A 12,186-nucleotide genomic window follows, 5' to 3' on the forward strand; every position below is an offset into this window, starting at 1 on the left:
CCAGCAGAACCCGGCTCGGACCCAAGAAGGAGCAACCATGAGCCTGCCCAATCCCGTTGAACTGATCAGCCAGATGGCGACCCGGCTTGACGCCTATCTGGCCAAACGTGGCATCAGCGAACCGCGCTACATCGGGATTCGTACCGGTGGCGTCTGGGTCGCCCAGGCGTTGCTCGATGAACTGGGCAGCGATTCGCCCCTCGGCACCCTGGACGTCTCCTTCTACCGCGACGACTTCAGCCAGAACGGCCTGCACCCACAAGTGCGCCCTTCGGCTCTGCCGTTCGAGATCGAAGGCCAGCACCTGGTGCTGATCGACGACGTATTGATGAGCGGCCGGACCATCCGCGCCGCCCTCAATGAGCTGTTCGACTACGGCCGCCCGGCCAGCGTGACATTGGTGTGCCTGCTGGACCTGGACGCCGGCGAGCTGCCGATCCGCCCGAATGTGGTCGGCGCGACCCTGTCGCTGGCAGCCCACGAACGGGTGAAACTGTCCGGCCCGGAACTCAAGCTCGAACTGCAAGACCTCGCCCTTTAATTCGCCCTATTGAGAGTCCCCCTCGCGATGACGCCTCTAGAAACCAAGCGCCCGCTGCAGCTCAATGATCAGGGCCAGCTGCGCCACTTCCTCTCGCTCGACGGTTTGCGCCGCGAGCTGCTGACGGAAATCCTCGACACCGCCGACTCGTTCCTCGAAGTCGGCGCCCGGGCGGTGAAGAAAGTCCCGTTGCTGCGCGGCAAGACCGTGTGCAACGTGTTCTTCGAGAACTCCACCCGCACCCGCACCACCTTCGAACTGGCGGCCCAGCGGCTGTCGGCGGACGTGATCACCCTGAACGTGTCCACGTCGTCGGCGAGCAAGGGCGAAACCCTGCTCGACACCCTGCGCAACCTGGAAGCCATGGCCGCCGACATGTTCGTCGTGCGCCACGGTGATTCCGGTGCGGCGCACTTCATCGCCGAACATGTCTGCCCGCAGGTGGCGATCATCAACGGCGGCGACGGCCGTCACGCCCACCCGACCCAGGGCATGCTCGACATGCTCACCATCCGTCGGCACAAGGGCGGCTTCGAAAACCTTTCGGTCGCTATCGTCGGCGACATCCTGCACTCGCGGGTGGCGCGCTCGAACATGCTGGCGCTGAAAACCCTCGGCTGCCCGGACATCCGCGTGATCGCGCCGAAAACCCTGCTGCCGATCGGCATCGAGCAATACGGCGTGAAGGTCTACACCGACATGACCGAAGGCCTGAAAGACGTCGACGTGGTGATCATGCTGCGCCTGCAGCGCGAACGCATGACCGGCGGCCTGTTGCCGAGCGAAGGTGAGTTCTACCGCCTGTTCGGCCTGACCACCGCGCGCCTGGCCGGAGCCAAACCGGATTGCATCGTCATGCACCCGGGGCCGATCAACCGCGGCGTGGAGATTGAGTCGGCGGTGGCCGACGGCCCGCACTCGGTGATCCTCAATCAAGTCACCTACGGCATCGCGATTCGTATGGCCGTGCTGTCCATGGCAATGAGCGGGCAGACTGCCCAGCGCCAATTCGAGCAGGAGAACGCCCAGTGAAGCTCAGCATTCTCGGCGCCCGCGTCATCGATCCGGCCAGCGGCCTGGATCAAGTTACCGATATCCATATTGAAGCCTGCAAGATCATTGCCCTTGGCGCCGCGCCAGCCGGTTTTGTCGCCGTCGACACCCTCGACGCCAAAGGCCTGGTCGCCGCCCCTGGGCTGGTTGACCTGAACGTCGCCCTGCGCGAGCCTGGCTACAGCCGTAAAGGTTCAATCGCCAGCGAAACCCGCGCAGCTGCCGCCGGTGGCGTGACCAGCCTGTGCTGCCCGCCGAAAACCAAACCGGTGCTGGACACCTCGGCCGTGGCCGAACTGATCCTCGACCGCGCCCGCGAGGCCGGCAACACCAAAGTCTTCCCGATCGGCGCCCTGAGCAAAGGCCTGGACGGCGAACAGCTGGCCGAGCTGGTCGCCTTGCGCGATGCCGGTTGCGTGGCCTTCGGCAACGGCCTGGACAGCTTCCGCAACACCCGCACGCTGTGCCGGGCACTGGAATACGCCGCAACATTCGACCTGACGGTGATTTTCAACTCTCAGGACCATGACCTGGCCGAAGGTGGCCTGGCCCACGAAGGCCCGACCGCCAGCTTCCTCGGTTTGCCGGGCATTCCCGAAACCGCCGAAACCGTGGCTCTCGCGCGGGATCTGCTGCTGGTCGAGCAAAGTGGTGTGCGCGCGCACTTCAGCCAGCTCACCAGCGCACGTGGCGTGGCTCTGATCGCTCAGGCCCAGGCTCGCGGCCTGCCGGTGACGGCCGATGTGGCGTTGTATCAACTGATCCTGACCGACGAAGCGCTGATCGACTTCAGCAGCCTCTATCACGTCCAGCCGCCGCTGCGCACCCGCGCCGACCGCGATGGCCTGCGCGAAGCGGTGAAATCGGGTGTGGTATCGGCGATTTCCAGCCATCACCAACCCCACGAGCGGGATGCCAAACTGGCGCCGTTTGGGGCCACCGAGCCGGGCATCAGTAGCGTTGAACTGCTGCTGCCGTTGGCGATGACGCTGGTGGAAGACGGTTTGCTGGATCTGCCAACGCTGCTGGCGCGCTTGAGCACCGGACCTGCCGAGGCATTGCGCCTGCCGGCGGGCAAACTGGCGGTAGGTGGACCGGCGGACATCGTGCTGTTCGATCCGGCGGCTTCGACCGTGGCCGGTGAGACCTGGCTGTCCAAAGGCGAAAACTGCCCGTTCATTGGGCACAGCCTGCCGGGGGTGGTGCGTTACACCTTGGTGGATGGACGCATTAGCCACCAGGCGTAAAAAAGAAAAGATCGCAGCCTGCGGCAGCTCCTACACGGGAATATGCATTTCCCTGTAGGAGCTGGCGAAGCCTGCGATCTTTTGATCTTTGCTGTTATCGGTTCTGCGCATTGCGAATCGATACTTGATCATTCAGCGTCCAGAAGTCATACAGCACCCCCAAAAAGAACAACCCACCCGTCACCAGGTACAGCAATCCGCTGATCCATTTCCCCTGATACATCCGGTGTACGCCGAACACCCCAAGAAACGTCAGCAGAATCCACGCCACGTTGTACTCAATGGGCCCCGCGGTAAAACGCAGGTCCGCTTCACGATCCATGGCCGGGATCAGAAACACGTCGATCAGCCAACCGATACCCAACAAACCTAAGGTGAAGAACCAGATCGTCCCGGTCACCGGCTTGCCGTAATAGAAGCGATGAGCGCCGGTAAAACCCAAAATCCACAGCAGGTAACCGATCACTTTGCTGTGGGTATCTTGTTGCGGATCGGACTGTTGATAGGTGTTCATGAAGGTCCTCGTTTCAAACGATAGATAAATATTCTTGAATTCTTTGTGACTTTTTTACAGGTGGCCGACGTATGGCATCTGCTACCTTGTGTCCCGTCAAAGCCTTATAGCACCTGACTTCTGTCCGACAATTGCGTCAATTTTCTGCTTATTTGGTTCCGTTGCCCGAAAGTTGAATCGACCAACGGCCTCGGAAGGGCCAAAAAAGCTGTTATAAAGTTGCGCGCTAACTTATATGAGCCTTGCCTAATGCGTCCATTTTTCAAGACATGGCTAACCATTTGCCTTTTGATGCCACTGGCCGCCCACGCCACCAATCGTGAGCAACGTCTTCCTGACGTTAATGGTTACACCCAAAAATCCCATGTTTCTGCTCCTTCGAGTAAAAACAAACAAGCCGTAAAACGCGCTCCCCAGCTGAGCAGTAAAAGCAGCCTGGTTCCGCCAATGGCGACCAAGGAAAGCAGCGACGTGCTCAGCCGTGCCGTGAACGTCCTTGGTACCCCATACCGTTGGGGCGGCAGTAGCCCAAGTAAAGGGTTCGACTGCAGTGGCCTGGTGAAATACGCGTTTAACGACGCCACGTTCGACCTGCCGCGCACGTCCAATGCGATGGCTAGCGGTCATGGCGACAAAGTCGCTCGCAACGACCTGAAACCGGGCGACCTGATTTTCTTCAATATCAAGAGTCGTCGGGTCAATCACGTTGCCATCTACCTGGGCAACGACCGCTTCATCCACGCACCGCGTCGTGGCAAGTCGGTGAGCATCGACACCCTGAAGAAACCTTACTGGCAAAAACACTACGTGGTTGCCAAGCGGGTTATGCCGAAAGAGAAGAACACCCTACAGGTTGTTCAACGCTGATTTGAAGCAAGATCAAAAGATCGCAGCTTGCGGCAGCTCCTACACGGGACTATGCATTTCCCTGTAGGAGCTGCCGCAAGCTGCGATTTTTTGCTTTAAGCCTCAAAAACCATCCGGCGTCCGCGCCTTCTCCCGCGCATGCTCGCGGCTGATCAAGCCCTTGGTCACCAGCTCCTTCAAGCACATATCCAGCGTCTGCATCCCCAGGTTTCCCCCGGTCTGAATCGACGAGTACATCTGCGCCACCTTGTCTTCGCGGATCAGGTTACGGATCGCTGACGTGCCGAGCATGATTTCGTGGGCCGCGATCCGCCCGCCGCCGATCTTCTTGACCAACGTCTGCGATACCACCGCCAGCAATGACTCGGAAAGCATCGAACGGACCATCGACTTCTCGTCCCCCGGAAACACGTCCACCACCCGATCGATGGTTTTCGCCGCTGATGTCGTGTGCAGCGTGCCAAACACCAGGTGACCGGTTTCGGCAGCGGTCAACGCCAGGCGAATGGTCTCGAGATCCCGCATCTCCCCCACCAGAATCACGTCCGGGTCCTCCCGCAGGGCCGAGCGTAGAGCCGTGGCGAAGCTGCGTGTATCGCGATGGACTTCACGCTGATTGATCAAGCATTTGCGCGACTCGTGGACGAACTCGATCGGGTCTTCGATGGTGAGGATGTGGTGATGACGATGGGTGTTCAGGTGATCGATCATCGCCGCCAGGGTGGTGGATTTGCCGGAACCGGTCGGACCGGTCACCAGCACCAGCCCCCGCGGCGCTTCGGTAATCTTGCGAAACACTTCCCCCATACCGAGATCGTCCATGCTCAGGACCTTGGACGGAATGGTCCTGAACACCGCGCCAGCACCGCGATTGTGGTTGAACGCGTTAACCCGAAAACGCGCCACCCCGGGCACATCAAAGGAGAAGTCGGTCTCCAGGTGCTTCTCAAAGTCCACCCGCTGAGTGTCGTTCATGATGTCGTAGATCAGCGCCTGCACCTGCTTGTGGTCCAAGGCCGGCAGGTTGATACGCCGCACATCGCCGTCGACCCGAATCATCGGTGGCAGGCCGGCAGACAGATGCAAGTCGGACGCGCCCTGTTTCGCGCTGAAAGCCAGCAGCTCAGTGATATCCATAGCGTTCCTCAATTCCAGTAGAATGCCGCGAACCTTCAGCCGCCGGCGCCTCTTGATGTCCACGATAGCAGACAACATCGCTCAGGTTAGTTCACGCATCCACGCCGCTGCCGTCGCCGCAAAACGCGACGAAGACAGCGTCCAGCTGCTGGCTGTGAGCAAGACCAAGCCCGCCGAAGCCCTGCGCGAAGCGTATGCCGCCGGGCTGCGCGACTTTGGCGAGAATTACCTGCAGGAAGCCCTGAGCAAACAGCTCGAATTGGCCGACCTGCCCTTGATCTGGCACTTCATCGGCCCCATTCAATCGAACAAGACTCGCGCTATCGCCGAGCACTTCGCCTGGGTGCATTCCGTGGATCGTTTGAAAATCGCACAACGCCTGTCCGAACAACGTCCTGCCGAGTTGCCCCCACTGAACATCTGCATCCAGGTCAACGTCAGCGGTGAAGCCAGCAAGTCCGGCTGCACCCCGGCCGACCTGCCGGCGCTGGCCAACGCCATCAGCGAACTGCCGCGCATCAAGCTGCGCGGGTTGATGGCAATCCCCGAGCCGACCGAAGATCGCGCCGCTCAGGATGCCGCTTTTGCTGCCGTGCAGCGCCTGCAAGCCAGCCTGAACCTGCCGCTCGACACACTTTCCATGGGCATGAGCCACGACCTCGAGTCGGCCATCGCCATGGGCGCCACCTGGGTTCGCATCGGCACAGCCCTGTTTGGCGCTCGCGGCTCTCAACAAATGCATGGCCAGCCATAACGTGGCTGACTCCTCTCTTTATAAGGACCTGACATGAGCAAGACTCGTATTGCCTTTATCGGTGCCGGCAACATGGCCGCCAGCCTGATCGGCGGCCTGCGCGCCAAAGGTCTGGACGCCGCGCAGATCCGCGCCAGTGATCCGGGCGCTGAAACCCGCGCTCGAGTGAACGCTGAACACGGCGTTGAAGTATTCGCCGACAACGCCGAAGCCATCCAGGGCGCCGAAGTCATCGTACTAGCGGTCAAACCCCAAGCGATGAAGGCCGTCTGCGAAGCGATTCGCCCAAGCCTCAAGCCCAATCAACTGGTGGTTTCGATTGCTGCCGGCATCACCTGCGCCAGCATGAACAACTGGCTCGGCGCCCAGCCGATCGTGCGTTGCATGCCCAACACCCCGGCGTTGCTGCGTCAGGGCGTGAGTGGTTTGTTCGCCACGGCTGAAGTGAACACCGAGCAACGCCAACAGGCGCAAGAACTGCTGTCCGCCGTCGGCATCGCACTGTGGCTGGATGAGGAGCAGCAACTGGACGCAGTCACCGCCGTTTCCGGCTCGGGCCCTGCGTACTTCTTCCTGCTGATCGAAGCCATGACCGCCGCCGGCGTGAAACTTGGCCTGCCACCGGAAACCGCTGCACAACTGACCCTGCAAACCGCTTTGGGCGCTGCTCACATGGCCGTGGCCAGTGACGTCGACGCTGCGGAACTGCGTCGCCGCGTGACGTCGCCTGCGGGCACGACGGAAGCGGCGATCAAGTCGTTCCAGGCCGGCGGCTTCGAAGCCCTGGTAGAAAAAGCACTCGGCGCCGCTGCGCACCGCTCGGCCGAGATGGCCGAACAATTGGGTCAATAAGGAGCCTTACATGATTGGATTGAACACTGCAGCGGTCTACGTGCTGCAAACCCTCGGCAGCCTGTACCTGCTGATCGTACTGCTGCGCTTCGTGCTGCAACTGGTACGCGCGAACTTCTACAACCCGCTCTGTCAGTTCGCTGTGAAAGCCACCCAGCCGCTGCTCAAGCCATTGCGCCGGATCATCCCGAGCATGTTCGGCCTGGACATGTCCTCGCTGGTGCTGGCGATCCTCGTGCAACTGGCGCTGATGGCCCTGACCCTGCTGCTGACTTACGGCACCATCGGTAGCCCCCTGCAATTGCTGATCTGGTCGCTGATTGGCGTGACCGCGCTGTTCCTGAAGATTTTCTTCTTTGCGCTGATCATCAGCGTGATCCTGTCCTGGGTCGCACCGGGCAGCCATAACCCTGGCGCCGAGCTGGTGAACCAGATCTGCGAGCCAGCCCTGGCGCCGTTCCGCAAGATCATACCGAACCTGGGCGGCCTGGATATTTCGCCGATCCTGGCGTTCATGGTGCTCAAGCTGATCGACATGCTGGTGATCAACAACCTCGCCGCCATGACGATGATGCCGGAAATCCTCCGTCTGCTGATCTGACCGGCAGGCTCACCGCGTCATCGTTCTTCGCGGGCAAGCCACGCTCCCACAGGGTATGCATTCCAATGTGGGAGCGTGGCTTGCCCGCGATAGCCGCACCTCGGTCTAACTGAATGAAATCAGGCCCGGCCTTTGCTTGCTGCTCGGGGCAGCGGTCTTTAGACTTACGCCTCATTTCAACGAGAGCAGGGTCGATGCCAGCTGCCTTTCCCCCCGATTCTGTTGGTCTGGTGACGCCGCAAGTGGCGCACTTCAGTGAACCCCTGGCCTTGGCCTGCGGCCGTTCGCTCGCAGCTTATGACCTGATCTATGAAACCTACGGCACGCTGAACGCTGCGGCGAGCAACGCCGTGCTGATCTGCCACGCCTTGTCCGGTCATCATCACGCTGCCGGCTTCCACAGCCCCGACGACCGCAAACCCGGTTGGTGGGATAGCTGCATCGGGCCTGGCAAGCCGATTGATACCAACAAATTCTTCGTGGTCAGCCTGAACAACCTCGGTGGTTGCAATGGCTCCACCGGCCCGAGCAGCGTCAATCCGGAAACCGGCAAGCCGTTTGGCGCCGACTTCCCTGTGTTGACCGTGGAAGACTGGGTTCACAGCCAGGCGCGCCTGGCAGACCGCATCGGCATCGGCCAGTGGGCCGCCGTGATTGGCGGCAGTCTCGGTGGCATGCAGGCGATGCAGTGGAGCATCACTTACCCGGATCGCATTCGCCACTGCCTGGCCATCGCCTCGGCCCCCAAGCTGTCGGCACAGAACATTGCCTTCAACGAAGTGGCGCGCCAGGCAATCCTCACCGACCCCGAGTTCCACGGCGGTTCGTTCCAGGAAGCGGGCGTGATCCCCAAGCGTGGCTTGATGCTGGCGCGGATGGTCGGGCACATCACGTACCTGTCCGACGACTCCATGGGTGAGAAATTCGGTCGTGGCCTGAAGAGCGAAAAGCTCAACTACGACTTCCACAGCGTCGAATTCCAGGTCGAAAGCTACCTGCGTTATCAGGGCGAAGAGTTCTCCGGGCGTTTCGACGCCAACACGTACCTGCTGATGACCAAGGCGCTGGACTACTTCGATCCGGCAGCGAACTTCGACGATGACCTGGCGAAAACTTTCGCCAACGCCCAAGCCAAGTTCTGCGTGATGTCCTTCACCACCGACTGGCGCTTCTCCCCTGCCCGCTCGCGGGAACTGGTGGACGCGCTGATGGCGGCCAAGAAAGACGTCTGCTACCTGGAGATCGATGCTCCGCAAGGCCACGATGCCTTTCTGATTCCGATCCCGCGTTACTTGCAGGCTTTCAGCAATTACATGAACCGTATTTCGCTTTGAGGAAGACATGAGAGCCGATCTGGAAATCATCCAGGAATGGATCCCCGCCGGTAGCCGCGTACTCGACCTCGGCTGCGGCGACGGTGAGCTGCTGACCTGGCTGCGCGATAACAAGCAAGTGACCGGCTATGGCCTGGAAAATGACCCGGAGAACATCGCCGAGTGCGTGGCCAAAGGCATCAATGTCATTGAACAGGACCTGGACAAGGGCCTGGGCAACTTTGCCAGCAACAGCTTCGACGTCGTGGTCATGACCCAGGCGCTGCAAGCCGTGCACTATCCGGACAAGATCCTCGACGAAATGCTGCGTGTCGGTCGCCAGTGCATCATCACCTTCCCCAACTTCGGTCACTGGCGCTGCCGCTGGTACCTGGCGAGCAAGGGTCGGATGCCGGTGTCCGATTTTCTGCCGTACACCTGGTACAACACGCCGAACATCCACTTTTGCACCTTCGAAGACTTTGAAGCGTTGTGTCGCGAACGTGAAGCCAAGGTCATTGATCGGCTGGCCGTAGATCAACAGCACCGCCACGGGTGGGCCAGTAAGCTATGGCCTAATCTATTAGGTGAAATCGGTATTTACCGCGTCAGCAGCCCTGGGCTGCAAGACCACAAGATCGCGGTCTGAACAGCGACACTTCGAGGAGAACGAACATGGGTCGTCTAGCGCTGTTTTTACTTACTGCCTGCCTGAGCGTCACCGCCATGGCCGCCGACGTCATCAAAGGTGACCGTCAGGAAAAATTTGGCGATGTGACGGTGCATTACAACACCTTCAACTCCACCTTCCTGACACCGGACATCGCCAAAGCGGCCGGGCTGACGCGAAGCAAGAACCAGGGTGTGATCAATGTCTCCGTGCTCAAGGATGGCAAACCTCTGACGGCTGAAGTCAACGGTACGGTCAAAGACCTCACCAGCCAAAGCGTCTCGTTGAAATTCAAACAGATCTCCGAACAGGGCGCTGTCTACTACATCGCGCAATATCCGGTCGATCAGCAGGAAACCCGTACCTTCCAGATCAACGTGAAGAGCGGCGATAAAACCAACACCATCAATTTCAACCAAGAGCTTTTCCCTGGCCAATGATCAATTTCACGCAACTCGTACTGGCCAGCCATAACGCCGGCAAACTCAAGGAACTCCAGGCCATGCTCGGCGAATCGGTGCAACTGCGCTCGATCGGCGAGTTCAGCAGCGTCGAACCTGAAGAAACCGGCCTGTCGTTCGTCGAGAACGCCATCCTCAAGGCCCGTAATGCCGCGCGCATTTCCGGCCTGCCGGCACTGGCCGATGATTCTGGGCTGGCGGTGGATTTCCTTGGCGGTGCGCCGGGTATTTATTCGGCCCGTTACGCCGATGGCCAAGGCGATGCGGCGAACAACGCCAAACTCCTCGACGTGTTGAAAGACGTGCCTGAAGCCGAGCGCGGTGCGCAGTTCGTTTGCGTGCTGGCGCTAGTGCGTCACGCCGACGATCCGTTGCCGATCCTCTGCGAAGGCCTGTGGCACGGGCGCATCCTGACCCAGGCCAGCGGCGAACACGGTTTTGGTTACGATCCGCTGTTCTGGGTGCCGGAACGCGACTGCTCCAGCGCCGAACTGAGCCCGAGCGACAAGAACCTCATCAGCCACCGCGCCCGTGCAATGGATCTGCTGCGCCAGCGTCTGGGCCTGAAATGATCCACGACTCATCCGCGTCGCCGCTGATCTTCGGCGGTGCCGCCCAATCGCCTCGGGCCGCGCTCCCCCTGCTGCCGCCCCTGGCGTTGTACATCCACATCCCGTGGTGTGTGCGCAAATGCCCTTATTGCGACTTCAACTCCCACACCGCCAGCCCGGTGCTGCCGGAAGAAGAGTATGTGGACGCGCTGCTGGCCGACCTCGATCAGGACCTGCATGCGGTTTACGGCCGTGAGCTGAGTTCGATCTTCTTTGGTGGCGGCACGCCGAGTCTGTTTAGCGCCGAGGCTTTGGGGCGCTTGCTCAAAGGCGTCGAGCAACGCATTCCGTTTGCCCGCGACATCGAGATCACTCTGGAAGCCAATCCGGGAACGTTCGAGCAAGAGAAGTTCGTCGCCTATCGGGCGCTGGGTATCAATCGCCTGTCGATCGGCATCCAGAGCTTTCAGGAAGAGAAACTCAAAGCGCTGGGGCGGATTCACAACGGTGACGAAGCGGTACGTGCCGCCGGCATGGCCCGCCAGGCCGGGTTCGACAACTTCAATCTGGACCTGATGCACGGTTTACCCGATCAGTCCCTGGACGACGCCCTGAGCGATCTGCGCCAGGCCATCGCCCTGAAACCGACCCACTTGTCCTGGTATCAGCTAACCCTGGAGCCGAACACGGTGTTCTGGAACCAGCCGCCAACGCTGCCGGAAGACGACACGCTGTGGGATATTCAGGAAGCCGGTCAGGCGCTGTTGGCCGAGCACGGTTACGCGCAATACGAAGTCTCGGCGTATGCCCAACCCGGTCGTCCGGCGCGGCATAACCTCAATTACTGGAGTTTCGGGGACTTCATCGGCATCGGTGCCGGGGCTCACGGCAAGCTCAGCCACCCGGACGGGCGCATTGTCCGTACCTGGAAGACCCGTCTGCCGAAGGACTACCTCAACCCTGCCAAAAGCTTCAAGGCTGGGGAGAAAGCCCTGACCAATGAAGAACTGCCGTTCGAGTTCCTGATGAACGCCTTGCGACTGACCGCTGGCGTGGAATCGCGACTGTACCCGGAACGCACTGGGCTGAGCCTGGAAAGCCTCGCCGAAGGCCGTCGCGAAGCCGAACAAAGTGGCTTGTTGCAGGTCGAACCGTCACGTCTGGCGGCCACCGAGCGCGGACAACTCTTCCTCAATGACTTGCTGCAGACATTTTTGAGCTGATTTCAGCCTTAAGGGGAAACGAATGGATTTGATACTCGACCTGCTCGCCACCGCATCCCGCTGGAGCCGTAGCAACCTGTCTGAAATCGCTCTGGCACTGGTGGGCTGCCTGCTGGTGTTGTTTGGCGCCGATATCAAAGGCTGGGTCGACCAACGCCTGGGCAGCATCGCCGGCGCCTTGCGCGTCCCGCTGATGGCCCTGCTGTGCATGATCGGCAGCGGCGTCGCACTGATCTACGCCACCCCGTGGATCATCAAAGGCCTGAGCCAGTTCAACAACTACAGCCTGGCACCGGTGTTGTTGGTGGTGCTGGTGCTGATCGGCGTCGTAGCTGACCGCCGCTGAGCTCGAACACACCACAAAACTGTGGGAGCGGGCTTGCCCGCGATGAGGCCATAACA

At 60.5% G+C, this 12,186-nt stretch carries 15 protein-coding genes; 13 read left to right on the forward strand and 2 right to left on the reverse strand.

Annotated features, from left to right (window positions below):
• Positions 1-37: 37 nt before the first annotated feature.
• From pyrR to WLY71_RS00625, 3 genes are read left to right on the forward strand one after another with little or no spacing between them, the layout of a single operon-like run.
• Positions 38-541, forward strand: coding sequence for a bifunctional pyr operon transcriptional regulator/uracil phosphoribosyltransferase PyrR (gene pyrR, locus WLY71_RS00615; RefSeq protein WP_033060467.1), 504 nt, complete (start codon positions 38-40; stop codon positions 539-541).
• Between the two features lie 27 nt (positions 542-568).
• Positions 569-1,573, forward strand: coding sequence for an aspartate carbamoyltransferase catalytic subunit (locus WLY71_RS00620; RefSeq protein WP_007897943.1), 1,005 nt, complete (start codon positions 569-571; stop codon positions 1,571-1,573).
• Positions 1,570-2,841: a dihydroorotase gene (locus WLY71_RS00625; protein ID WP_149628304.1), complete on the forward strand. Its 1,272-nt coding sequence runs from the start codon at positions 1,570-1,572 to the stop codon at positions 2,839-2,841. The genes WLY71_RS00620 and WLY71_RS00625 overlap by 4 nt, the downstream gene beginning before the upstream one ends.
• A 94-nt stretch (positions 2,842-2,935) precedes the next feature.
• Here WLY71_RS00625 and WLY71_RS00630 read toward each other — a convergent pair whose 3' ends face one another.
• Positions 2,936-3,355: an NINE protein gene (locus WLY71_RS00630; RefSeq protein WP_347802093.1), complete on the reverse strand. Its 420-nt coding sequence runs from the start codon at positions 3,353-3,355 to the stop codon at positions 2,936-2,938.
• A gap of 249 nt (positions 3,356-3,604) precedes the next feature.
• Between WLY71_RS00630 and WLY71_RS00635 the strand changes: the two genes are divergently transcribed.
• Complete coding sequence (locus WLY71_RS00635) at positions 3,605-4,222, forward strand: C40 family peptidase (RefSeq protein ID WP_347802094.1); 618 nt, start codon at positions 3,605-3,607, stop codon at positions 4,220-4,222.
• 102 nt (positions 4,223-4,324) lie between these two features.
• Here the strand turns inward: WLY71_RS00635 and WLY71_RS00640 are convergent, their stop codons facing one another.
• Positions 4,325-5,359, reverse strand: coding sequence for a type IV pilus twitching motility protein PilT (locus WLY71_RS00640; protein WP_347802095.1), 1,035 nt, complete (start codon positions 5,357-5,359; stop codon positions 4,325-4,327).
• A gap of 55 nt (positions 5,360-5,414) precedes the next feature.
• Here WLY71_RS00640 and WLY71_RS00645 point away from each other — a divergent pair, with 55 nt between their 5' ends.
• The 9 genes from WLY71_RS00645 (at position 5,415) to WLY71_RS00685 (ending at position 12,130) form a co-directional block, all read left to right on the forward strand.
• Entirely contained in the window at positions 5,415-6,113 is a 699-nt protein-coding gene (locus tag WLY71_RS00645) for a YggS family pyridoxal phosphate-dependent enzyme (RefSeq protein ID WP_140675048.1), read from the forward strand.
• 33 nt (positions 6,114-6,146) lie between these two features.
• Complete coding sequence (gene proC / locus WLY71_RS00650) at positions 6,147-6,965, forward strand: pyrroline-5-carboxylate reductase (RefSeq protein ID WP_347802096.1); 819 nt, start codon at positions 6,147-6,149, stop codon at positions 6,963-6,965.
• A gap of 10 nt (positions 6,966-6,975) precedes the next feature.
• Entirely contained in the window at positions 6,976-7,566 is a 591-nt protein-coding gene (locus WLY71_RS00655) for a YggT family protein (RefSeq protein ID WP_347802097.1), read from the forward strand.
• Between the two features lie 194 nt (positions 7,567-7,760).
• Positions 7,761-8,900: a homoserine O-succinyltransferase MetX gene (gene metX / locus WLY71_RS00660; RefSeq protein WP_347802098.1), complete on the forward strand. Its 1,140-nt coding sequence runs from the start codon at positions 7,761-7,763 to the stop codon at positions 8,898-8,900.
• Between the two features lie 7 nt (positions 8,901-8,907).
• Positions 8,908-9,528 (forward strand): methionine biosynthesis protein MetW, encoded by a 621-nt coding sequence (metW, locus tag WLY71_RS00665; RefSeq protein ID WP_347802099.1) that lies wholly within the window; start codon positions 8,908-8,910, stop codon positions 9,526-9,528.
• 26 nt (positions 9,529-9,554) lie between these two features.
• Positions 9,555-9,989 carry a DUF4426 domain-containing protein gene (locus WLY71_RS00670; protein ID WP_347802100.1) on the forward strand — a complete coding sequence of 145 codons (435 nt, stop codon included), beginning with the start codon at positions 9,555-9,557 and terminating at the stop codon, positions 9,987-9,989.
• Positions 9,986-10,582, forward strand: coding sequence for an RdgB/HAM1 family non-canonical purine NTP pyrophosphatase (rdgB, locus tag WLY71_RS00675; protein ID WP_347802101.1), 597 nt, complete (start codon positions 9,986-9,988; stop codon positions 10,580-10,582). The genes WLY71_RS00670 and rdgB overlap by 4 nt, the downstream gene beginning before the upstream one ends.
• On the forward strand, positions 10,579-11,784 hold the full coding sequence (gene hemW, locus WLY71_RS00680) for a radical SAM family heme chaperone HemW (protein ID WP_347802102.1): 1,206 nt from the start codon (positions 10,579-10,581) through the stop codon (positions 11,782-11,784). The genes rdgB and hemW overlap by 4 nt, the downstream gene beginning before the upstream one ends.
• A 22-nt stretch (positions 11,785-11,806) precedes the next feature.
• On the forward strand, positions 11,807-12,130 hold the full coding sequence (locus WLY71_RS00685) for a DUF3392 domain-containing protein (protein ID WP_046045220.1): 324 nt from the start codon (positions 11,807-11,809) through the stop codon (positions 12,128-12,130).
• Positions 12,131-12,186 lie beyond the last annotated feature (56 nt).

The organism is Pseudomonas rossensis, from assembly GCF_039888995.1.
Taxonomy (GTDB): Bacteria; Pseudomonadota; Gammaproteobacteria; order Pseudomonadales; family Pseudomonadaceae; genus Aquipseudomonas; species Aquipseudomonas rossensis.

Bases quoted from the DNA above. Each gene is read 5' to 3' on its own strand.
- pyrR (WP_033060467.1), top strand. From the start codon at position 38: ATGAGCCTGCCCAATCCCGTTGAACTGATCAGCCAGATGGCGACCCGG.
- WLY71_RS00620 (WP_007897943.1), top strand. From the start codon at position 569: ATGACGCCTCTAGAAACCAAGCGCCCGCTGCAGCTCAATGATCAGGGC.
- WLY71_RS00630 (WP_347802093.1), bottom strand. From the start codon at position 3,355: ATGAACACCTATCAACAGTCCGATCCGCAACAAGATACCCACAGCAAA.
- WLY71_RS00635 (WP_347802094.1), top strand. From the start codon at position 3,605: ATGCGTCCATTTTTCAAGACATGGCTAACCATTTGCCTTTTGATGCCA.
- WLY71_RS00640 (WP_347802095.1), bottom strand. From the start codon at position 5,359: ATGGATATCACTGAGCTGCTGGCTTTCAGCGCGAAACAGGGCGCGTCC.
- WLY71_RS00645 (WP_140675048.1), top strand. From the start codon at position 5,415: ATGTCCACGATAGCAGACAACATCGCTCAGGTTAGTTCACGCATCCAC.
- proC (WP_347802096.1), top strand. From the start codon at position 6,147: ATGAGCAAGACTCGTATTGCCTTTATCGGTGCCGGCAACATGGCCGCC.
- WLY71_RS00655 (WP_347802097.1), top strand. From the start codon at position 6,976: ATGATTGGATTGAACACTGCAGCGGTCTACGTGCTGCAAACCCTCGGC.
- metX (WP_347802098.1), top strand. From the start codon at position 7,761: ATGCCAGCTGCCTTTCCCCCCGATTCTGTTGGTCTGGTGACGCCGCAA.
- metW (WP_347802099.1), top strand. From the start codon at position 8,908: ATGAGAGCCGATCTGGAAATCATCCAGGAATGGATCCCCGCCGGTAGC.
- WLY71_RS00670 (WP_347802100.1), top strand. From the start codon at position 9,555: ATGGGTCGTCTAGCGCTGTTTTTACTTACTGCCTGCCTGAGCGTCACC.
- rdgB (WP_347802101.1), top strand. From the start codon at position 9,986: ATGATCAATTTCACGCAACTCGTACTGGCCAGCCATAACGCCGGCAAA.
- hemW (WP_347802102.1), top strand. From the start codon at position 10,579: ATGATCCACGACTCATCCGCGTCGCCGCTGATCTTCGGCGGTGCCGCC.
- WLY71_RS00685 (WP_046045220.1), top strand. From the start codon at position 11,807: ATGGATTTGATACTCGACCTGCTCGCCACCGCATCCCGCTGGAGCCGT.